22 protein-coding genes are annotated in these 20,254 nt (G+C 52.2%); 2 read left to right on the plus strand and 20 right to left on the minus strand.

The window, feature by feature from the left end; all coding sequences use genetic code 11:
* Window positions 1–61: 61 nt before the first annotated feature.
* Window positions 62–2,143: an FAD-dependent oxidoreductase gene (locus DWY25_RS13245; protein WP_117895629.1), complete on the minus strand. Its 2,082-nt coding sequence runs from the start codon at window positions 2,141–2,143 to the stop codon at window positions 62–64.
* 102 nt (window positions 2,144–2,245) lie between these two features.
* Here DWY25_RS13245 and DWY25_RS18090 point away from each other — a divergent pair, with 102 nt between their 5' ends.
* Window positions 2,246–2,368 (plus strand): 4Fe-4S binding protein, encoded by a 123-nt coding sequence (locus DWY25_RS18090; RefSeq protein WP_117895630.1) that lies wholly within the window; start codon window positions 2,246–2,248, stop codon window positions 2,366–2,368.
* A 22-nt stretch (window positions 2,369–2,390) separates the two neighbouring features.
* Here DWY25_RS18090 and DWY25_RS13255 read toward each other — a convergent pair whose 3' ends face one another.
* The 16 genes from DWY25_RS13255 to DWY25_RS13330 all read right to left on the minus strand — a co-directional run bounded on the left by DWY25_RS13255 (window position 2,391) and on the right by DWY25_RS13330 (window position 16,216).
* Window positions 2,391–3,182 carry a MerR family transcriptional regulator gene (locus DWY25_RS13255; RefSeq protein ID WP_117895631.1) on the minus strand — a complete coding sequence of 264 codons (792 nt, stop codon included), beginning with the start codon at window positions 3,180–3,182 and terminating at the stop codon, window positions 2,391–2,393.
* Window positions 3,183–3,317: 135 nt separating this feature from the next.
* Window positions 3,318–4,205: an RluA family pseudouridine synthase gene (locus DWY25_RS13260; protein WP_117895632.1), complete on the minus strand. Its 888-nt coding sequence runs from the start codon at window positions 4,203–4,205 to the stop codon at window positions 3,318–3,320.
* Window positions 4,205–5,488, minus strand: coding sequence for a M20 metallopeptidase family protein (locus tag DWY25_RS13265; RefSeq protein ID WP_117895633.1), 1,284 nt, complete (start codon window positions 5,486–5,488; stop codon window positions 4,205–4,207). Before DWY25_RS13265 ends, DWY25_RS13260 begins: the two co-directional genes overlap by 1 nt.
* A gap of 118 nt (window positions 5,489–5,606) precedes the next feature.
* Complete coding sequence (locus DWY25_RS13270) at window positions 5,607–6,788, minus strand: ATP-grasp domain-containing protein (RefSeq protein WP_244925980.1); 1,182 nt, start codon at window positions 6,786–6,788, stop codon at window positions 5,607–5,609.
* Window positions 6,785–7,561, minus strand: coding sequence for an alpha/beta hydrolase (locus tag DWY25_RS13275; protein WP_117895634.1), 777 nt, complete (start codon window positions 7,559–7,561; stop codon window positions 6,785–6,787). The genes DWY25_RS13270 and DWY25_RS13275 overlap by 4 nt, the downstream gene beginning before the upstream one ends.
* A gap of 142 nt (window positions 7,562–7,703) precedes the next feature.
* Window positions 7,704–8,459 carry an esterase family protein gene (locus tag DWY25_RS13280; RefSeq protein WP_117895635.1) on the minus strand — a complete coding sequence of 252 codons (756 nt, stop codon included), beginning with the start codon at window positions 8,457–8,459 and terminating at the stop codon, window positions 7,704–7,706.
* A 5-nt stretch (window positions 8,460–8,464) separates the two neighbouring features.
* On the minus strand, window positions 8,465–9,655 hold the full coding sequence (locus tag DWY25_RS13285) for an ATP-grasp domain-containing protein (RefSeq protein ID WP_117895636.1): 1,191 nt from the start codon (window positions 9,653–9,655) through the stop codon (window positions 8,465–8,467).
* A 292-nt stretch (window positions 9,656–9,947) separates the two neighbouring features.
* Window positions 9,948–11,021: a type IV pilus twitching motility protein PilT gene (locus DWY25_RS13290; RefSeq protein ID WP_006061192.1), complete on the minus strand. Its 1,074-nt coding sequence runs from the start codon at window positions 11,019–11,021 to the stop codon at window positions 9,948–9,950.
* Window positions 11,021–11,227 (minus strand): hypothetical protein, encoded by a 207-nt coding sequence (locus tag DWY25_RS13295; protein ID WP_006061193.1) that lies wholly within the window; start codon window positions 11,225–11,227, stop codon window positions 11,021–11,023. Before DWY25_RS13295 ends, DWY25_RS13290 begins: the two co-directional genes overlap by 1 nt.
* Window positions 11,224–11,637, minus strand: coding sequence for a hypothetical protein (locus DWY25_RS13300; RefSeq protein ID WP_117895637.1), 414 nt, complete (start codon window positions 11,635–11,637; stop codon window positions 11,224–11,226). The genes DWY25_RS13295 and DWY25_RS13300 overlap by 4 nt, the downstream gene beginning before the upstream one ends.
* Window positions 11,634–12,098: a DUF4860 domain-containing protein gene (locus tag DWY25_RS13305; RefSeq protein WP_006061195.1), complete on the minus strand. Its 465-nt coding sequence runs from the start codon at window positions 12,096–12,098 to the stop codon at window positions 11,634–11,636. Before DWY25_RS13305 ends, DWY25_RS13300 begins: the two co-directional genes overlap by 4 nt.
* Window positions 12,095–12,403 carry a hypothetical protein gene (locus tag DWY25_RS13310; protein WP_117895638.1) on the minus strand — a complete coding sequence of 103 codons (309 nt, stop codon included), beginning with the start codon at window positions 12,401–12,403 and terminating at the stop codon, window positions 12,095–12,097. The genes DWY25_RS13305 and DWY25_RS13310 overlap by 4 nt, the downstream gene beginning before the upstream one ends.
* Before the next feature lie 4 nt (window positions 12,404–12,407).
* Window positions 12,408–13,442 carry a type II secretion system F family protein gene (locus DWY25_RS13315; RefSeq protein ID WP_117895639.1) on the minus strand — a complete coding sequence of 345 codons (1,035 nt, stop codon included), beginning with the start codon at window positions 13,440–13,442 and terminating at the stop codon, window positions 12,408–12,410.
* Window positions 13,443–13,457: 15 nt separating this feature from the next.
* Complete coding sequence (locus tag DWY25_RS13320) at window positions 13,458–14,360, minus strand: transglutaminase-like domain-containing protein (protein WP_244925981.1); 903 nt, start codon at window positions 14,358–14,360, stop codon at window positions 13,458–13,460.
* A 132-nt stretch (window positions 14,361–14,492) separates the two neighbouring features.
* On the minus strand, window positions 14,493–14,963 hold the full coding sequence (locus DWY25_RS13325) for a hypothetical protein (protein ID WP_117895640.1): 471 nt from the start codon (window positions 14,961–14,963) through the stop codon (window positions 14,493–14,495).
* Between the two features lie 89 nt (window positions 14,964–15,052).
* A complete protein-coding gene (locus tag DWY25_RS13330) occupies window positions 15,053–16,216 on the minus strand; it encodes an AfsR/SARP family transcriptional regulator (RefSeq protein WP_181981824.1) in 1,164 nt (387 codons plus the stop codon).
* A gap of 145 nt (window positions 16,217–16,361) precedes the next feature.
* Between DWY25_RS13330 and DWY25_RS13335 the strand changes: the two genes are divergently transcribed.
* Window positions 16,362–17,696, plus strand: a complete 1,335-nt coding sequence (locus tag DWY25_RS13335) for a bifunctional diguanylate cyclase/phosphodiesterase (protein ID WP_181981825.1) — start codon at window positions 16,362–16,364, stop codon at window positions 17,694–17,696.
* Window positions 17,697–17,728: 32 nt separating this feature from the next.
* Here the strand turns inward: DWY25_RS13335 and DWY25_RS13340 are convergent, their stop codons facing one another.
* The 3 genes from DWY25_RS13340 to DWY25_RS13350 form a co-directional block, all read right to left on the minus strand.
* Window positions 17,729–18,211 (minus strand): COG2426 family protein, encoded by a 483-nt coding sequence (locus tag DWY25_RS13340; RefSeq protein WP_039865392.1) that lies wholly within the window; start codon window positions 18,209–18,211, stop codon window positions 17,729–17,731.
* A gap of 495 nt (window positions 18,212–18,706) precedes the next feature.
* Complete coding sequence (locus tag DWY25_RS13345; protein WP_117895643.1) at window positions 18,707–19,696, minus strand: virulence RhuM family protein; 990 nt, start codon at window positions 19,694–19,696, stop codon at window positions 18,707–18,709.
* A gap of 95 nt (window positions 19,697–19,791) precedes the next feature.
* Entirely contained in the window at window positions 19,792–20,103 is a 312-nt protein-coding gene (locus DWY25_RS13350; RefSeq protein ID WP_117895644.1) for an abortive infection family protein, read from the minus strand.
* Between the last annotated feature and the right edge of the window lie 151 nt (window positions 20,104–20,254).

Raw genomic sequence — 20,254 nt, forward strand, 5'->3', positions numbered from 1 at the left:
ACGTTTAAAAGTAAAAAAAGCCCCTCGGAGAATCTCCGGGGAGCTGAGTTGATAAAACGAGTTACTGAGCCTTGCCAGCGTTCTGACCGGCAATCATACCGAAGGTGAAGATATCGGCGATCGCGTTGCCGCCCAGACGGTTGCCCGCATGGATACCGCCGGTAACTTCGCCGGCTGCCCATAAGCCTTCGATCGGCTGACCTTCAGCGTTTAAGACTTCCGCCGAGGTGTTGATGACCACGCCGCCCATTGTGTGGTGTAGCGAAGCCTTCCGCGGTGAGATGACGATGCCAACGTTCGGATCGTTCTCAATCGCTTCCAGATCGATCGCGCCGGCCAGGACTTCTTTGCCGAAATCCGGATCGTTCTGATTTTCAACATAGCTGTTGTATTTTTCGATGACCTTGCGCAGCGCTTCTTCCGTAAACGCCGGAGTCGCTCCGCCTGCCGCAGTCTTGGACGCTTCCGCCAGTTCCGCTAAAGTAGAACCATACCAGACATGGCCATTGTCGACCATCGACTGAATGGTCGTACCGAACAGCCCTTCTTCCAATGAAGCCCCCTTGCATAAACCGTCGGCTTCCTTCAAACCGCTGCCGGCATAAATGATGTAGAAGATGCCGTTATCCAGCGTCAGCGAAGCCTTGGCCAGAACGTCGCGTTCCGCATATTCGTCGACAAAACGTTCACCCTGACCGTTGATCCAGATCTGTTCTGATGCGTCAGCCCAGATGCCGTCGGTCATTGTGCCCTTGATCGGGGAAGAGGAAGGCATCAGCTGGGAAACGCCCAGACCCGTCGTATCCGCGCCGATTTCCATCGCCATGACGATGCCGTCGCCGGTGTTGGTGCCGACATTGGTCGTCAAGGTACGGTCGGTCAGATCGTCGCCCCAGTATTCGTCATACTGTTTGACCATTGCCGGATTCGCGCAGTAGCCGCCGCTGGCCAGCACAACGCCGTGTCCCGCTTCTAATGTGACTTCCGTACCGTCGGCTTTTTCAGCCTTAACGCCGGTAACGCGGCCGTTGTCATCAACGATCAACGACTTCGCCGCCGTTTCCGTATAAATCGTTACGCCTTCTTTTTCAGCCGCGCTCTGCAGTACCTGAATTAACGGCAGACCTGCGGTGTAAGCATGGGTTCTTGGCCACATTGCGCCTAATACGGTGTACAGCGAATCCCCGGCGCCCGCATGAGAAGCTGTGCCGACGCCGATTGAACCCGCCCAGTCATAAGAATTCAGCGCGCTTTCCGCTAAGGTGCGGGCCAAATCGATGTCTGAAGCAATCCAGCGGCCGTCGTTCATCTGCCGCAGTCCGCCCGTATAAATATGCCACATGTGCAAAGAAATTGAATCGAAGCCCGGCATATCCTTGCCTGCCGTCTTGCCGGCATTCGTCTTATAGAAAGCCTGGATATCGCTCTGCAGCGTGGTCAGGACTTCCGCCCATTCCGGGAATTGATCCAGATGCAGGTCCGCGTCGGTTGTCGACAGCGCCAGATAGGAATCCAGCGTATTTTTCTGCGCTTCCGATAAAACGCGCTCCGCCTGCGCTTCCGGGTCAACCGCGTTGAACGCGCCGCCGGCCATCATTGTATCGCCGCCCAAGAACGAGCTTTTTTCAATCAGGATGACCTTCGAGCCTTCCTGTGCCGCCGCGATCGAAGCGCTCAATCCCGCTCCGCCGCCGCCGACAACGACGACGTCCGCGGATAACGTTTCCGCCTCGCCGGCTGCCGCGTGATAAGCGTTTGCCTTTAAAGCGCTGAGATCCATACCGGCGTTGGTTGCCGCATCCTCAGCCGCCCGCATTAATGCGTTGCTGCAAAGCGTCGCACCGGTAACGGTGTCTAAATCGAAGGTCTGATGTTCGACGATCTGAGCCGGAATTCGTTCCAGCGCTACATCGGACAGCCCTGCGGTTTCATGACATTCCGTCACTTCAGCCTTGGTGATCTTTCCTTCTTCCACTGTCAGCTGGACGCTGACCGGTCCCTGCATGCCCGTTGACGTGCCTGTAAACACTCCGGACATCGTGTCCCCGGTTTTCGCCGGTTCCTGTTTTGGTGTCTGTGAACAGCCGGTCAGACTCATCGTCATCGCCAGAGCCAGAATCACAGAAAGACAAAATTTCTTCATGACTTTCCCTCCTGTTATGAATCGTAAATATTGTAAACCTGTTAGCTGCTTACAGGTCAACAAGTTTGTGAACGAACAAACAGAAGAAATGGAAAACAAACCGTGTTTCAGATCCATGGGTTAATCCAAGAGGGAGATTCCGGCTATTACATCGTCGAGGAGGAATGTATATCCTGTCAAATGTGCAAAGAGCACTGTCCTGTCGACGCAATTTCTGAAGATTAATCCGCTTCTCAGCGTATCGGATTTATAATTCTGCCGATACTCCAATGCCATGCACGAACATGCCGTTTTTCATATAGCTGAGATAGATGCGGCCGATCAAATCTTCCTTCAATTCAATATTTCTCTGCCGACACTCAGCCAGAAGCGGTTTTAGATCGCTGCGTGTCAGCTGAAATGGATCGGAAATCTCAAGCATGTACTGCAGAATCTCGCCGCCTTCTTTTCGTTCCACTTCGGCAGGCAGCTTTAGGTCCAGCTTCTTTTTATTGCGTTCCAGAATCCCCAAACCGATGCTGACATCCAATGGCCGGCGATCCTCGATCACGCTCTGCAGTCCGATTTTGATCGCAATGTAGGAGAATGGCATATTCTCAGACAGAATCTCAACGGCCTTCTGCACCCCCGGAGTCCTGACGGCCCCAGTCCCGAAATTCCAGACATTATAGCTGTTGTCACGGGAGAATTGAGCGATGCGTTCCCGCCCATCTTTCATCATTTGAAAATAAGCCTGCATTTCCTTCAACCGCAGCAGCTTGATTTCCTGCCAGCGGATTTGTTCCTCCAGCTCGGTGACATGCGCGCCGACCCATTGATCAATCGCTTCCAGTTCCTCATTTTTCGCGCTCAGCGATTCTTGAATACTCATATCAAAGCTGCGCAGCATCTGCGCGTGATAAATATTCAGCGCGTCCTGCGGCGTAAAATTCCGATAATTATTGTTCTGACGTTCTCCCTGTATCAAGCCCATCCGGTCATAATAACGAACCTTACTGCTGACCATGCCCAGCTGACGGGCAAACTCATTGACCTTCATGTCTGTCACCTGTACGCTTTCTTCCTTTTAATTTTATTGATATCATTATAAAGCATAAACGTAATAAAAACGCTGAAAATCGCATTGATTCCAGCGCTTTTTAATTTTTTTCATTCAAAAACAACCAAGATCAAATTACCAAAATTCCGTTTCCGGCTCATCCATAATTTCCACCCGCCGGCCGCTGACAAGATCCGTCCAGGCGCATTTCCACGCGTGCAGCTTCATCCGGCCCTGAACCGGCCGGGGATTATACAGCGGGTCGTTGACGATCGGCCGCTGGATTGACGCCAGATGGACGCGGATTTGATGTGTGCGTCCGGTTTCCAGCTGACAGCGGACCAGCGTCTGTTTCTCCTTTTGCCGGCAGCGCAGCACTTCGACATGAGTCACCGCCGGCTTGCCGGTCGGGGAAATCCGATAGGCCTTTGCGTTATGCCGGTCCCGGCCGATCGGTTTGTCAAGCGTCAGTCTGTCCTTCGGCTTCATGACGCCGCTGACCACCGCCAGATACGTTCGGGCGATCTGCTTCCGGGCCAAAGCCTGATCCAGCTTCGGCTGAAAAAACGGACACTTGCTGAAAAGCACGATCCCGCTGGTGCCTTCGTCCAGCCGGTGAATCGGCCGGACAGTGCAATGCTGGCCGGTTCGCAGATAATACGCCGCCACCGCGTTGGCCAGCGTGCCGGTCTTTCCTTTATCATCCGGATGGACGATCATGCCGGCCGGCTTGGACACCGCCAGGATCAGTTCATCTTCATACAAAATCCTGACCGGGATTGCCCACGGAACAAAATCCGGTTCTTCCTGCTGAAACACCTTCAGCGCCAGCTCGTCGCCGACCTTTACCTTCGCACTCTGCCGTACTGGCTGACCATTCAGTGTAATTCTCTGTTCAATTTCCAGCTTGTAGCGCGCAGCCTTGGAACATCCCCAGGGCGCAAGCAATTCCGCGATCGTCTGACCTTCGGCTTCCGCGGAGACGGAAAACCGCAGCCAGGGCGTATCGATCCGCAGCGTCATCAGTCCCGGCCTTCCGGAAACAGATAGCCCGCCTGCTCAAACAGAGTGTCCAGATCGAGCGGATTCGGCTTCCAGGTCTGCGGCCGTGCTTGCTTTAAGAACGCCTCGGCACAGGCCGCATGCGCGGCTGCCCCTTTCCACAGTACGCTTTCGTCCAGATCATGCCGGCTGGTATGCACGTCGGCAATGATGCCTTTTTCCTCATTGCGCATGCCTAAGAAGGCGTAAACTCCCGGCATCCGCTGCAAATACAGCGGGAAGCTGTCCGTGCCCATCCACGGCTCGGCCTGGATTACCGCTTCTTTTCCCAACATTTCGCCGCAGACCTCGGCCGCGGTTTTCGCGTAGTCCGCGTCATTGTTCAGCGGGAAGCCCGGCGCGTTCAGCTTATCAAAACTTGCCGTGCAGTCGTAGGCTTCGGCGATGTGTTCGACAACGTGGCGCAGCTTGGCCTGAAACGCCAGTCCCGCTTCCCGGTTATAAAACCGCACCGTGCCCTTAAATACGCAGGTATCCGGCAGGATGTTGGACTTCGTTCCGGATTGAACCAGACCCGTGGAAATCGTCAGCGGCTCAAACGGACTGACCGTGCGCATCCGCAGCGCGTTCAGCGCCTGACCAATCGCCGCATAGCAATCGATCGGATTGACGCACAGATCCGGGCGGGAGCCATGTCCGCCGCGTCCCTGCAGCCGCACATGGAAGGAAAACATCCCCGCCATCAGCGGCCCGGCCTGAATTTGCAGCGTCCCGGCCGGAGTATGCGGGGAAACATGCAGACCAAATACACTGTCCGGCTTGATACCTGCTTTATCCAACGTCTTCATGATATGATAAATATTCATCGTCGCTTCTTCGCCACGTTCAAAACACAACAGCACCGTACCTTCCAGAGCCTCCCGGTGGGTCTGAAGCAGCTTGGCCGCTGTCAATAACATCGCGGTATGACCGTCGTGGCCGCAGGCATGCTGGACGCCGGGAATCTCGCTGACGCACGCTTTCTGCAGTCCGCCGCCGTTGGTCTTTTCTTCCTGGATCGGCAGCGCGTCGATGTCCGCCCTTAACATGACGGTCCGGCCCGGCTTGCCGCCCTCGATCCAGCCCAGCACCCCGCCGTGCTCAACGATCTGCGTGCGAATACCCTGCGCCTGTAAGAACTGATCGATCAAGGCCACCGTCTGTTCCTCGTGCGAGCTTAATTCCGGATGGCGGTGCAGCTGACGGCGCAGATCGATACAAAGATCGCTTAAGCGCTGCGCTTCTTCATTCCATTGAATTGTCATGATCTTCTCCTCGCTTTTTCACTATCGCTTTCATGAAACAGCCTTCCTGACAGGCTGAAGCTTTCCGCCGGATCAGGAAGACTTTGCTTTTTCTTTGAGTACAAGCCTTTGCTTTGTCTTAGCGGACGCAGTCGGCATAGAAATCAAACACCTGCTGCTCAGTCGGGAACCGGGCGATCAGAACCTCGTCGCCCATCGCTTCCGCCAGCGCCGGATCCATCGCAATCCGCTGGATGATCGCGCCTTGATACCGTTCGATGATCCATTCCATCGAATGCTGATACGCTTGTTCCTTACGCCGTCCGACAAACACGCTGGAATACGGGCGTTCCGGGTTGTAGCAAGGCTCGTGATCGATCAGGGTATCGGCCCAGATCTGATAGATGTCGATATCGTTGGCATAGTCGATCATGTCTGGCAGAAATCCTCCCGGCGGGCGCATGTTGACTTCCAGGCCGATGATGTCGCCCTGCCGTCCCAGTCCCTCCTGATCGCAGTCCAGGCGGAAGAATTCCAGGTGGAAAAACCGGTCGCGCACGCCGAAAGCCTGCAATGTCCGCTCGCCTGCGCTGCGCAGATCGTCCGGCACCGTTTTCAGCGAATAACAGCCGATCGGCTGCTTCTCGTTGACCGAATCCATGACCGAACCGAGGTAGACATGACTGGTCGCAAAGACGACCTTGCCCTGGTTGTTGATAATCCCATCGAACGTGCAGACTGTGCCGTGGACGAATTCCTCGACGATCATCCCGGAGTGCATCGTTTTTAACATCTGCTCGAGTTCCTCCGCGTTGTGAATCCGCATCGTGTCGCTCGCCCCGACGCCGCGGTCCGGCTTGGCAACTAAGGAATAGTTCACTTTTTCGGCAAACTCGCGGATCTCGGCTTTATCCTCACTGATCAGCCAGCGTGCAGTCGGTACGCCCGCTTCGGCGTATTTTGCTTTCATCAGCGACTTGTGCTGACAGACGTTAAGCTGTTTGGGAAACATGCCGGTCGTGACATGAAACAGCTCGCGCAGCTCGGCGTCCAAATTCAGCCAGTATTCGTTATTCGATTCGATCCAGTCGATCTTGCCGTACTTCCATGTGAAATAACCGCAGGCCCGGATCATCTGATCCCGATCCGTCATCGAATAGACGCAGACCACGTCGTCCAGCACTGCCCGCAGTGTTTCCGGCAAGGATTCCACCGGCGTGTCGACAATCCCCAGCACGCGCACGCCGCGGTTTTTCAAAGCCCGCGCAAACAGCCAGTAATTGGATGGGAAATGCGGTGAGATCAATACGAAATTTATCATTCTGTTTCCTCCCAACACCGCTGAAGGATCCCTAATTCTTCCATCCAGGCCGGTGTTTCTTCTTCCCAGCACGCCTCGCAATGCGTCCCTTCCGGGTAGCAATGCAGATAAACCGACGCTTTGTCCTCCAGAATCCGCTGGATCGTCAGATTATCGGCCGTGACCTGCGCCAGTTCTTCCTGGGTGCCGGTTTCCATGCCGCCCCAGCTGATATAAAACTGCGTGTCTTCCTCGATCCAGGCTTCGTCAAGATCCTCGCACAACGGTTCCATGACCAATCCCAGATACGGCGACAGGCAGGCAGCCCGGCTGTAGACTGAGCTGTAGCGGCCGCCGGCGTACAAGGCCATCAGGCCGCCCATTGAGCTGCCGCCGATAAACGTATGTTCCCGATCCGTCAGCACCGGCAGGTTCTCGTCCACCCATTCTTTTAACTCGCCGCTCATCCAGTCCAGCAGCAGCTCGCCCTGCCCCTGCACCTCGCCCCAGACGGGATCGGCAAAATCGTAAGGTGAAAACTCCCATAGCCGGCGGTTGCCTTCATGGTTGCATTCAAGGCCGACGACGACCAACGGCAGCCGGGTTTGTTCGAGGTAATCCTTCAATCCCCAGCTTTTGCCATAGGTTGCTTCCTCATCGACAAACAGATTGTGACCGTCGAACATATACAGCACCGGAACCTTTTGGCCCGGCGTCAGTCCGTCGGGAATATACAGATGGAGCGTCCGCGCTTCGTCCAGCGGCGTAATCCATGTTTCCTGTTGAATAAGCATCTCTGTGATCCTCTTTTCTAGCCGGGAATTCCCAGCCTGACGTTTTCATTGTAGTGAATTTTCAGTCGGAGCGCAAGCCTGAAAACCGCGGGAAAGAATCAGAAACCGCCGGACACAGCCCGGCGGTCAGATTCTGAAGCATTTAACAAAGACGGCTGATAAAATACGGGAACTGTTTGCGCCACCACGGCCAGTCGTGAACCGCGTCGCCGCCCCAGTAATCGATCCAGGCCGGGATGTTCTTATAGCCTAACAGTTCCTGCATCCTACGGGTATCCTGCTGAGCTTCCTGTTCCCAATCGCCCTGGCCGCAGCACAGCACGATATCGCAGTGCCGGTATTTTTCCACATACGGATGATCGGCCGGCATCTGATCGAGATAATCGATTGTGGAGTTGTTATAAACCAAATCATCCATGTAGCTACCGAAATACCACTTACTGGAATAGATGCCGCTTAAGCCGATCGTGCCGTTGAACAGATCCGGCCAGCGGAACATGAAATTCACAGCGTGAAGCGCCCCCAGACTGCAGCCGGTCGTCAGAATCCCGCCGGCCCGCCGGCCGTCATTGGACCACTGGTTAATCTCGAGGATCCGCGGCGCCAGCTCTTCCACGATGTAGCGGGCATAGGCCTCGTGGCGCTCGATCCGGCCGCGGCATTCGCGGTCGAAAGCGGCCCAGGTCTCCCAGTCGATGCTGTCGCAAGTAAACAGCTGCAGCCGCCCCTGTTCAAGCAGATCCTGTACGGCCCCGACCATGCCGAAATTTTCAAAATCATAGAACCGGCCGCTCTGTGCCGGGAACACCAGGCAGGGCCGTCCGGCATGACCGTAAACCTTGAATTCCATCATCCGGTCAAGATGATAGCTATATTCGTTATAATACGCTGTATGCATGTTTTCTACTCCTTGGTCATGGTAAAGCTGACGAATTCCATCATATCCTCATAGCCCGCGAAACGGGCGGTGATCATGTCGTTACCCATCGCCGGGGCTAAGACCTCCGGCATCGTTTCCGCCATCACGATCGCGCCGGCGTAGCGCTCATGCACCTCGGCGAGGGTATGTTGATAAGCCAGGCGGTGGCGGCGGCCCGTATAAACGCAATAATACGGCCGGTGCGACGGATCGAAATATCCGTGGTCATATGCAACCATGTTCGCCCAGATTTTATAGACATCGATATCGTTGGCATAATTCATCATATCCGGGGTATAGCCTCCCGGCGGACGCATGTTCACTTCCAGGCCGATCAGATCGCCCCGCTTGCCTAATCCTTCCTTATCTTCAGTCAGGCGGAAAAACTCGCAGTGGAAAAACCGGCTCTGCGTCGGAAACGCCGCGATCACGCGCCGGCCGGCATCCTTGAGATCCTCCGGGATCTGACGTACGGAATAATAATAGATGTCTTCCTCATGATTGACAATTTCCATAATCGGCCGCGGAAACACATGCGACGTTTCAAAAATCGGCTGACGCTCACGGTTGGCGATGCCATCGTAGGATTCAATCGAACCCGGCACATATTCTTCCATGATGTACTGCACCGATGGCAGATGATCGTAGAATTCATGCAGCTGCGCTTCATTTTCCAGCTTGTAGGTCGCGTTGGCGCCGACGCCGTTGTCTGGTTTGACGACAACCGGATAGCCCGTTTGCGCGACAAACGCCAGTCCCGCTTCCCGCTGTGACACCAAATGCCAGCGGGCCGTGCGGACTCCGGCTTTTTCATACAGCGCCTTCATCTGGCTCTTGTATTTAATAAAGGAAATGGCCTCGTTGCGCACGCCGCTGGTCACGTTGAAATCTGTGCGCAGCTGAGCGTCCTGCATCAGCCAGTATTCGTTATTGGATTCGATCCAGTCGATCTTGCCATAGCGGAACGCAAAAAAAGCGCAGGCTTTATACACTTCCTCATAGTTTTCCAGACTTGAAACCTTGTAATATTCCTGCAGGTTCTGCTTCAGGTTCTCCTCAAGCAGTTCGTATGGAGTGTCGCCGATCCCCAGTACGCGCACGCCGTTCTGTTTCAGACAGCGGCAGAAATTCCAGTACGTCTTCGGGAAGTTTGGCGATATAAAAATAAAATTCATGACGATTCCCCACCTTATCTTTTTCTCATTGTAGCAGAATTGAACATTTTTTTAAATTGGTTGACAGTCAAAAGTCCGCTATTTCTGAAAAAACTTGCTGAAAGAAATGAAAGAGTATCAAATTTAACCAGTGTGAAGACACAACCTTCCGCTGATAGAAACGTGGGAAAAGCGAAAAATAAAAAACGACCAGCGGCTTGGCGCGGATCGTTTATCCCCGGCTTCATATTTTATCCTTGTCCGATTTGATATTCACTTGATTCCGGGTTTCTGGTTCTTCCCGGGGGAATTCCTATCCCAGATTGGCCGCGGTTAACCGCTTGCGCATTAAATCCGGATCCGTGCAGGCCAACAGCGCGGTTTCCTTTGTAATCCGGCCGGCCTTTAATAAATTCAACAGACTTGCGTCCATCGTAATCATCCCCTCGCGGGCGTTGGCCTGGATGGTATTGTCAATCTGGTGGATCTTATTTTCCCGGATCTGCGTCTGCACGGCATTGTTGACCTTCATGATTTCAAAAGCCGGGATCAGGCCGCCCCCGACCGCTGGAATCAGCTGCTGGGACACAATCGCCTGCAGCACCATCGACAGCTGTACGCGGATCTGCTGCTGCTTCTCAGCCGGGAACACGTCGATAATCCGGTTGATCGTATTCGCCGCGCCGGTCGTGTGCAGCGAGGAAAAAACCAGATGCCCGGTTTCCGCTGCCGACAGCACCGTCTGCATTGTTTCCAGATCGCGCATTTCCCCGACCAGAATCACATCCGGAGCTTCCCGCAGCGCCGCCGTCAGCGCGTGGATATAATCCGGCGTATCCTGCCCGATCTCGCGCTGGCTGACAATACTTTTCTGGTGCCGGTGCAGCACTTCAATCGGATCCTCAATCGTGATGATATGCCCGCTGCGGCTGTGATTGATCGCGTCGATCAGGCAGGCCAGCGTCGTGGATTTCCCGCTGCCGGCCGCCCCGGTGATCAGCACCAGTCCCTTTTTCAGCTCGGAAAACGACAGAATTTCCGGACCGATATGCAGCTCATTCGCATCGGGCAGGACGAACCGCACAACCCGCAGCACCGCGGCCAGCGATCCGCGCTGACGATAGACATTCACGCGGAACCGTCCCATTTGAGAAAGCGAAAAAGAAAAATCATCCTCGCCCGTTTGATGCAGCCGATCCATCGTCCGGTTCTGGCTCAATTTAAAAATTTCCTGAATCAGCGCTTCCGTCATCGCCGGCGTCAGCCGCTGATCATCCAGCTGGACCATTTCCCCGTTAATTTTAATTGTTAACGGCGTGCCGGCGACGATGAAAATATCCGAAGCCCGGCGGTCGACCGCCTGCTGCAATATCGTTGGACAATCCATCAGCGTTCCTCCTTTTCCATTTCCGTTTCACTGTAACGCGCCTGCACCCGGCTGATCGCCTTGTCGCTCATTTTCAGCTGCGCGCTGGCCTGGACATACGACAAAACCGCGAACGTCGTCATGCACAACAGGCAGAACAACATCAATAACGGCGCGATTCCGGTGCCGATATGCACCGCGGTCTGGGTTTCCTGATGATGACTCATGACTTCCCGCCTCCTCGGATCGGACCGATTTCCAACAGAACCCGGCCATCTTTCATCCGCACGACACGCAGGACGGCGGCTTTTTCTTCATTATGGACCAGGCGTTCAATCTCAATCTGATAAACGCCGTTTTCCTGCGGCATCCCGTTTTCATCGCTCCGCCATGCACAGGCATCGCTTTCGCATTGCGGCCACAGCGTGTTCAGCGGCGTATCGGAATGAGTCCGCAGCTGCTCAGCCAGCGGCTGGGCCAGCCGCAGCGCCTGGTTCTGATCCAGCGCTAAATAGTGCTTGGCGCTGGCCAGGGCGAACAACCGCACGCACAGCACAGAGCCGAGGGCAAAACAGAGAATCACAAACAACAGCTCGCTGAGAAAATAAAACGAACTGGAACGCTGCCGTATTTTCATTCTGCGCCCTCCTTCAGCTCAAGGCTCAGCGCCGCCGTTCCCGCTTCCCTTTGCCATTGCAGCCGCAGCTGCGATCCCTGCAGCTCAAAGCGGATCGGATCGGAAGCCGCTAATCGCTCCCCGGCGCTCAGATCCACCGGCTTGTCCGCCTGCCGCAGCAGTTCCATTAACTGGCCAGCCTGAACATAGAACACCGTTTCATACGTCCGGTCCTCAATCTGTTCACGAATCACCAGACACTCCTGATCTTCGATCCGCTGCACGCGCACCTGCCCGCTGCTGACGCCCTGCAGCCGGTTGAACAACACCAGATAAGGCAGCTGCACCCGATCATCCTGCCGCTGTTCCCGCAGCATCCGCTGGTAGAAGGACGCACACCGCTCGATGGTGACAAACGAACAGCCGACAAACAGCGTCAGCAGCAGAAGCATAAACACCATTTCCGTTACCGACCGTTTCATCGCGCCGCCCCCTTCCGGTAGACCGCGACCTCAGGTTTCAGATTGGAGCCGAGCGATTGATAGAATACATTATATTTCGCATGGTCGATCACGACCCCGTAGTTTTGTTCCAGATAGCTTACCTCATCAGGATAGCTTCCCTCCAACGCGTAACACAGCACCGCCGCCTGTTCGATCCGCTGCTCGATCAGCTGCGCTTCTTCATTTTGGATCTGGCCTGAAGCCTGGTTCAGGGAATAAACGATTCCGCCCAAAAGCGCCGCAAAGACCAGGATGAACGCTGTGATTTTTCCCAGTTTCTTCATCGGATTATCCAATGCTGGACATGATGTTCATCAGCGGCAGCATCACCGAAAGCAAAATTGCCCCGACGATGACGGAAAGCAGTACGATCATCAGCGGTTCGATCGTATTCAAGAACTGGTTGACAGCGGTTTCCGTATCGTCGTCATAGCGTTCAGCCACCTGCGCGATCATCTCGTCGCCCCGGCCGGCCCGCAGACCGATGCCGATCATCCGGGCATAGGCTTCTTTGAACAATCCGCAATCCAGCAAGGCCCGGTCAAAGTTTTCGCCTGCGTTCATTTTCTGCATGCAGTCCCGGATTTGTTTTTTCACGCCCGGATGTTCGATTAAGGTTTCCAACCCCTGCAGCGCTTCGCTGATTTCCACACCGCTGCGGGTAAATAAGGACAACGCGAAGGCCGCCTGCGCCAGCGATAATTCGCGGCATACCCCGCTGATCAGAGGCACGCGGGCAAACAGTGCCGTTAACGACAGCTGCGGATTGCGAAGCTGCCGCCATCCGATAACCCCGGCCCCGATCAATACCAGAGCGGAAACCGCCGCAGAAGCGACGATCAGGACCGTCCCTGCCTGCATCAGCACCTGCGCCGGTACCGTAAGCGAAACGCCGAGATTGCGCAGCACTTCGTCGAACACCGGCAGCACCTTAAATAAGATCACGCCGACGACGACCATCACCATGATCAACAGGATCAGCGGATAGGTCAGCGCGTTCTTCAGATTGATCCGGATCTTTTCCATCCGTTGATAATACTGTGCCAATGCGTCCAGCACCTGATCCAGATAACCGGTCTGTTCCCCGATCCGCACCATCCGGATCATATAGGCGTCAAACGCTTCCGTCCGTTCCAGGCTGTCCGCCAGGGTTTCGCCCAGTTCCATCTCATTCTTGATTTTCAGCAGCGCGTCGTGCAGACCGGCATCCGGCTGATCGTTAGCCACCACGCCTAATCCGTCTTCTGCCGACAAGCCCGAGCTGATCATCATCGACAGCTGCTGGCACAGCAGCGCGCATTCGTTTCCGGCGATTTTTTTCATGCTTCCTTCCCCCTTTTAATAGCGATATTTATCCTGATACTGTCCTTTGTATTTCATCTGGGTCGACGCGTAGGTCGGATCTAAGCGCGTCCAGGTTTCCTTTTCAAAATAGATTTCCGGATTGATCCAGCCGGCTCCGCGGACATAGACCTCAACCCAGGCATGATAGCCTTCGTCGACATAGCCGGTAATCAGGCGGGTTGGAATCTGCTGGACGCGCAGCATCGTGCTCATCAGCGCCGCATAGTCGAAACAGATACCCTTGCCCTGGGCCAGCGTATCGTCGACCACCGGCAGGACGTACTGATCCTTGACTTCTTCCGCTTTGTCCCAGTCATAGCTGACATGCTTGACCACGTAGTCATAAACCGTCAGCACCCGTTCCAGCTCAGTCCGGCAGTCCTGCGTCAGTTCAAATGATTTCAGGACGCTGGCCGACTGCGGCGTATAGTTTACGATCTGATTCGGATAGAGGAACGGCAGCGTTTCCCCGCTTAGCTGAACGTCTAACGTCTGCTTGAACAAGACCGCATACCGCGAGCCTTCAATATTCTCATATCCCCGGATTTCATACTGGCCGCTGCCCAGCGTCAGCGGATAGGTGATATAATTCCCATCCTGGTCGATATCGTAGGGATATTCTTCTCCATCCTTGATGACTTTCAGCTTTAATCGGCGGTGTTGGGAACTTAGGGTTTTCACCATGATGTAGCCCTGATCGGCATGACTGGCGTCGATCTGGATTAAATCGTCGCCCAGAACCACGCTGCCGGAAGCCTCGGGAAGATGAATTTCCGCAGGCGTCGGAGAGGGGGTTTCCTCGGTGGGCGTCGGGTATTCCTGGGCTGAAGACGGCTTGCCGGAGGAGCCGCAGGCCGATAATAACAGTGCCAAAACAAGCCATCTGCGTATTTTCAAAATCTGCACTCCTCCCTTTTCTGTTTCATTATAACACAAACCTTGCGATTCTCATGAGACTCTGTTATGCGGGTCTGTAAGAAACACAGAAACTCCCGCGCTGGTTAAAATACGCAGAAAATCCAAACAGTGCTAACGTCCGGCACGAAGCCGGCTCTGGCTGATAATCAGCTTCGCTGGGCCGACCTCCACCGACAATTCCGCCAGGGCATCCAGTACAATGGTCAGCTGACAGTCGTCGAGATCGCTGCTCTGTGACTGCCGGAAGATCAAGGCCGAACCCTTGCGGACACGGACGTGGGATAAATCCAGCGGCAGCGGCTTTTTGTTTTGATATCCAGCGCAGACAACGGTCATCGTCCCATCCGGATTTTCCTCGACGTTTCCCAGTTTCAGCACAATCTTATCCTTCCTCACCATCACCCGCAGCACGGTGATCAGACCGCCGGCCAAAATGCCCCAGCCGATCAACCATTCCCAGCCCAAATCCACCATCGGATCCATCGCCGCCGCGGGTAGGATGACAGTCAGATCCAAACCAAAAACTTCCGGCGGCAGTGTCCGGAAGCAGGCAAAACTTGTTATCAGTAATCTGAGCCTCATCACCGCAGCCACCCTTTCTTTCTTATTCTTTATTATGCGGAAAGACGGTTAGAAATCCGTTAGATAATGCGGGATTTAAAGAATTATTTTTATGAATGCGAAGCAGCGGGAGTTTCCTCATTCAAGATTTGATAATCATAATGAAGTCGGCAGCGGGAAGACGCGATTTTCTTATAAAACCGCCGGGTAAGCCGATCCATAACCAGCGCGGTATCGCTCTTTTCCCGCACCGTCATTAAAATTCCGAACTGCGTCTTGCTAAAACGCGTGTACACATCGTTGGCCCGCAGTCCCGAGCGGATGATGCGGTTCATCAGATCCCCGCAGTCCTGGGCGGACAATTCAGCGTCCAGCACTTTCAGATGGGTGATCAAAAGCACGATCGGCTCCGCGCTGCGCCGGGCCTCCAGACATTTGCTCTGTACAAGCTTGGCAAAAACCGGACGTTCGCAATAGAAGGCGGAAGGCTCGCTGATCCCTTCCAGCTGAGAGAGATAATCCAGCGGCGTCAGTTCCTGATCCTCGTTATCCGCTTTAACAAAATAAACCAGCGACTGACTTTTGCCCTGGAATTCCATTCCGAATTCCTTGTAGAAAGAATCGGAGATCTTTTCATAGTGCTGGATCGCACGGGCGTATTTCTTTTGATCGAGCAGAATTTTCAGATAAAGGTAATTCAGCTGATCCTGATAGAGATCGTGCTGAAGGGCTTTGAGCAGCAGCGTTTCCGCCTGCTCCTCATGATGATGCTCCGCCAGCGACAAAGCCGCCGCCTGAACCCGCTGGAGATACAGCTGCCAGTATTGTTCGCGGTATGTATAGATCCAGCTTTGATCCAAACCTGGTAGAAACTCGCCAGGATACAATTTTGCCAGCGCTTCCACCTGATCGCCGTCGAGATTCTCAGGAATCAGCGGCTTATTCAGCTCGTCAATATCCAGTTCCAGATTGGAACAAACAAAGCTGTAGCCGCCCCGCTGCGTCACAATCCACTCGTCCGCGCCCGCCACAGGCAGCTCCTCCAGATATTTCCGCAGTCGGTGAACAGTGAACTTCATCGCGTTCAGCGGATTTTTAGAATCCTCCCAAAACAATTCAATCAGCCGTTCTTTTGTCACCAAGGTACCGTGATTCAGGCAAAGACAGGCTAAAAAGGCCGCCGTCTGCTTGCCGAGCAGCGCAATAAGATCCATTTTCTGTTTGTCTGTTTTTAAGATAAAACCGCCAAGCATCTGAATTCTAATTCTTTCCATTCGTCTGCCTCCCCGACTTTTTAATCTCATTGTTATTATATTATAATTTACAGGTTTTTACTAATATCAATGTCTCACTTCCGTAAAATTTCTTAGGATTGTCCGGGATAATGATATAATGAGGGAAATAAGGCAGGGTATGTTCATGAACAAGAATCAAGACCTCATTCCGGAGCGGATGGCGCTGTCCGCGGACTGCCGGGATGGAGAATCGCTTTTTTACAAGCTGAAACAGAAGTTTCAGGAATCCCTGGTCTTGATGATCATGGATATCAAACAGTTCCAGACGATCAATTATCTGTACGGCTACCCGGCAGGCGATGAAATTCTACGCCGGATTTTTACCATTCTGAACAATAATTTACGATTGGAAGAAGTGGTTTTCCGGCTGTGTGAAGATCAGTTTGTCTTGCTTTTAAAACAGGAGAGCCGGTATGATCTGATCCAGCGGCTTCTGGTCATCGACGAAGAAATCTATCAGCTGCATTATGACGGACACTGGCTGAGGCTGTTGTTATCGTTTGGGATGCATGAAGTTCATCCCGATGATCATTATCTGTTTGCCCTGGACTGCGCCAACAATGCGCGATTGTGCGAGCCGGATTATTCCCGATACAGTACTTCCTATGAATTTTCAAGTCCGGCAATCCGGGAACAGCTTCATCATCAGGCGCAGATTGAGACGCTGATGCATTCAGCGCTGGAAAAACCGGAATTTGTCGTTTTCATCCAGCCCAAGGTTTCATTAAAAGACGGCCGGATCGCCGGCGGGGAAGCTTTGATTCGCTGGTTCCATGACGGACGGCAGATCCCGCTGAATTTATTCCTGCCGATTCTTGTACGGAATACATTTATCCGCAAGATTGATCAGTTTGTTTTCGAGCAGTTATGCCAGTGCTTCAGCCGCTGGATCCGACAGGCAGCGCCGGTTGTGCCGATCAGCTGCAATCTGTCGCGGCCTTCCTTTCAAGACACCAGTTATCTCGGTGAACTGTTGGAAATTTACCGCCGCTACTCAATTCCGCAGTCATTATTAGAGCTGGAACTGTCGGAAGAAATTGAGCTGGGCAGCGAAATTTCGTTGTTGGATTATATGAAGGAGATTCAGAATCTCGGATTTCCTTGTTCCCTGGATGATTTCGGATCGGGTTACTCGTCGCTGAGCCTGCTCAGCTCTCTGCCGGTATCGATCATCAAGCTGGACCGTTGCTTTTTTACACAGCCGCTGCATGAAAAAAATCGGATTGTATTGCAGGAATTATTGACGATCACGCGCCGGCTCGGAATGAAAACGGTAGCGGAGGGCGTGGAAACGCAGGAATATATTGATTTTCTAAAGGCAAACGGATGTGATCTGGTTCAGGGATTTTATTACTGTACGCCGGTGACCATTTCTGAATTTGAAAAGCTGCTCATCCAGCAGCCGTTTCTCGATCGCCAAAATGAAACAAATAAAAACAGCGTCGCTTTGGAAGCTTGATGAATCTCGCTTCTCAAAGTTTCGCTGTTTTTTTAGCCTAAGATAAAATGGTTCAGCGCGCCGAACAGGCCTGCGCTGGCTAAGCCCATAATGACGCCGGCCAGTAAGACGCCGCCCATCACGGCTAAGACGCTGGATTTAAAATCCATGTCCAGAAAGCTGGCTGCCAGCGTTCCCGTCCAGGCGCCGGTGCCTGGCAGCGGGATTCCCACGAACAGCAGCAGCGCGACAAACAGGCCGCGGCCGGCTTTTTCCTGCAGCTTTTTTCCGCCTTTTTCGCCTTTGTCCAGACAGTAGGTAAAGAACTTGCCGATAACCGGCTTGTCTGCGCCCCAGATCAAGACCTTCCGGGCGAACAGATAGATAAATGGGACCGGAATCATATTGCCTACAATCGCGACAATATAAGAGGACCACAGCGGCATACCAAACGCCTGGGAATACGGGATCGCGCCGCGCAGCTCAATCAGGGGTACCATGGATATCAGAAACACTAGGAAATATTTTTTTAACACTTTCAGCACTCCAATTCTTTTCATTATTTACAGCATTGCCATTGTACACGAATTCAAACTAAGTTACAAGGTGAAATGGCTTTTCTTAAGGGATTCTTAGAAATTTCCAGGTTGGTTTCTCGAGAAAAGGAAGGGCGTAAAAACCAGGAATCTCGATTAGGATTGTTATTATTTATCCCTTCTAAACTTCCGTTTTTTATAAACATTCTAATCCCATTCACTTTACTTTAGACTTAACATTCATGGAATTTACTTCATTAGCATCATACAGAAGATTTAATCCTGGTTCTTTTTTACATATCTTGTTTCTTTTATTGGCTTTTAGGCATTCATACACGTTCCCTTAGCTTTAATTTATAACATCTATTCATCATTGTTTTTTTAATATAGGCCGCGGGTAGTTTTCATAGCAATCTAAGAGCCTGACTTTTCATTATTGCAGGGAACAAGTCCATTAATCTTAATCTTTTGAATTATTCGAAATTTCTAGATAGTTCATTTCCACTGTTTCCCTTTTTGTTCCAGCAGCTTTATACTTTCCAAATAATCCTTTTCCACACTGCTAAGTGTCTTTGCTTTGTATTTCTTATATTCCGTTTGAGCCTTTTCCATCGCCTGCAAATGACTGACCGTTCCATTTCCTATGAGAAGATTTTCACCTGTTGATGTCAAAATCCCGTCCAGATGCTTTGCCCAATCTTCCATGGTCATCGGTATCTCTCGTTCTGCCTGCCTTTCCGCAAAATCAAGATATCCTGATACTAACTGTCCCATCGCACGAAGTTCTTTTTCATCCAGATAATTTTTAGCCATTTTCGCTTCACGGAGCGTAGGCTGGTTTCCTGAAAAAGTCATCAAGCCCATAAAGTCTTTTTCTGCATCCGCACGATGATAAATCACCTCTGCCGCTGTTTCTCCTGAAACAGCATAGTGAATCTTGTTCTGCACTCTTTTGAAAAATTGTATGGAGACTTCTGCGTTGGGATTGTAATCAACACTGGTCGCATAGATTTCCAATACCTGACGATAGAACACTTTTTCAGAAGCCCGGATGTCACGGATTCTTTCCAGTAACTCCTTAAAGTATCCGCCACCGCCTAGTTCCTTCAAACGGTCATCATCCATGGCAAAACCTTTTTTGATGTATTCCTTTAAGATATTCGTTGCCCATATACGGAACTGCACACCACGCTGGGATTTCACTCGATAGCCAACGGAGATGATAACATCAAGATTATAGTAATCCACTTGATATGTTTTTCCATCCGCAGCAGTTGTTGCAAAATTTGCAACAACTGAATTTCTGACTAATTCTCCATCTTCAAATATGTTTTTTATATGCTTAGATATGGTAGACTTATCTCTTTGAAACAAATCAGCCATCTGTTCCAGCGACAGCCACACCATTTCATCATGCATACTGACATCTATTTTCGTCAGACCGTCTTCGGTCTTGTAGATTATTATTTCTCCACGGTCATTCATCCTGTAGTCCTCCTGTCAAAATGTATTTCTAACTCATAACAATGATCTGTAATATATTCTTGCGATTAAGCTTTATCCAATTTTGTGCATCATATTTATATCACCTTTGTTTCTGTTTTCTGCTGTTCTTCATGGGTACTCCAGATTAAATCGACAAATGTAATACTGCTTCCTACAGTCAGCTTAGCGTGGCGTTCCTCTAAGCCTTGAAAAGATGCACTTTTCCCGTGACCGCTCCCGAATGGATTTCTAATCTCGGCTAACTTTGATGGTCTTGCCCTCAAGTTCCCCAAGACTGCTTTTATTGCCTCTGCGCCCTGATCAGTCTCCTGTCTATTTGCTGGCAACAAATTCAATGCATCCGCCGTCTTTGCGATGATAGAAGAACCACCTTCCAATCTATCCATAATGGCTTTGCATTTTTGATCAATCCGAGCGTATCTTTCATCGTACCTTGAAACACCGCTTCCAAAATAAAGGTCATCTTCATAATCTGCATTATATTCATATTCCTATTATCTTCATAATAATGGAATAAATCGGAAATTCGTTTTAGCC

It is taken from the genome of Holdemania filiformis (genome assembly GCF_003459085.1).
GTDB classification, from domain to species: Bacteria; Bacillota_I; Bacilli_A; order Erysipelotrichales; family Erysipelotrichaceae; genus Holdemania; species Holdemania filiformis.

Coding starts and splice junctions, on each gene's coding strand:
- DWY25_RS13275 (WP_117895634.1), bottom strand. CDS start 7,561: ATGCTTATTCAACAGGAAACATGGATTACGCCGCTGGACGAAGCGCGG.
- DWY25_RS13300 (WP_117895637.1), bottom strand. CDS start 11,637: ATGAAAATACGGCAGCGTTCCAGTTCGTTTTATTTTCTCAGCGAGCTG.
- DWY25_RS13280 (WP_117895635.1), bottom strand. CDS start 8,459: ATGCATACAGCGTATTATAACGAATATAGCTATCATCTTGACCGGATG.
- DWY25_RS13245 (WP_117895629.1), bottom strand. CDS start 2,143: ATGAAGAAATTTTGTCTTTCTGTGATTCTGGCTCTGGCGATGACGATG.
- DWY25_RS13260 (WP_117895632.1), bottom strand. CDS start 4,205: ATGACGCTGCGGATCGATACGCCCTGGCTGCGGTTTTCCGTCTCCGCG.
- DWY25_RS13295 (WP_006061193.1), bottom strand. CDS start 11,227: ATGAGTCATCATCAGGAAACCCAGACCGCGGTGCATATCGGCACCGGA.
- DWY25_RS13265 (WP_117895633.1), bottom strand. CDS start 5,488: ATGACAATTCAATGGAATGAAGAAGCGCAGCGCTTAAGCGATCTTTGT.
- DWY25_RS13350 (WP_117895644.1), bottom strand. CDS start 20,103: ATGGATAGATTGGAAGGTGGTTCTTCTATCATCGCAAAGACGGCGGAT.
- DWY25_RS13270 (WP_244925980.1), bottom strand. CDS start 6,788: ATGATAAATTTCGTATTGATCTCACCGCATTTCCCATCCAATTACTGG.
- DWY25_RS13345 (WP_117895643.1), bottom strand. CDS start 19,696: ATGAATGACCGTGGAGAAATAATAATCTACAAGACCGAAGACGGTCTG.
- DWY25_RS13310 (WP_117895638.1), bottom strand. CDS start 12,403: ATGAAGAAACTGGGAAAAATCACAGCGTTCATCCTGGTCTTTGCGGCG.
- DWY25_RS13330 (WP_181981824.1), bottom strand. CDS start 16,216: ATGGAAAGAATTAGAATTCAGATGCTTGGCGGTTTTATCTTAAAAACA.
- DWY25_RS13315 (WP_117895639.1), bottom strand. CDS start 13,442: ATGAAAAAAATCGCCGGAAACGAATGCGCGCTGCTGTGCCAGCAGCTG.
- DWY25_RS13255 (WP_117895631.1), bottom strand. CDS start 3,182: ATGAAGGTCAATGAGTTTGCCCGTCAGCTGGGCATGGTCAGCAGTAAG.
- DWY25_RS13285 (WP_117895636.1), bottom strand. CDS start 9,655: ATGAATTTTATTTTTATATCGCCAAACTTCCCGAAGACGTACTGGAAT.
- DWY25_RS13290 (WP_006061192.1), bottom strand. CDS start 11,021: ATGGATTGTCCAACGATATTGCAGCAGGCGGTCGACCGCCGGGCTTCG.
- DWY25_RS13305 (WP_006061195.1), bottom strand. CDS start 12,098: ATGAAACGGTCGGTAACGGAAATGGTGTTTATGCTTCTGCTGCTGACG.
- DWY25_RS13325 (WP_117895640.1), bottom strand. CDS start 14,963: ATGAGGCTCAGATTACTGATAACAAGTTTTGCCTGCTTCCGGACACTG.
- DWY25_RS13335 (WP_181981825.1), top strand. CDS start 16,362: ATGAACAAGAATCAAGACCTCATTCCGGAGCGGATGGCGCTGTCCGCG.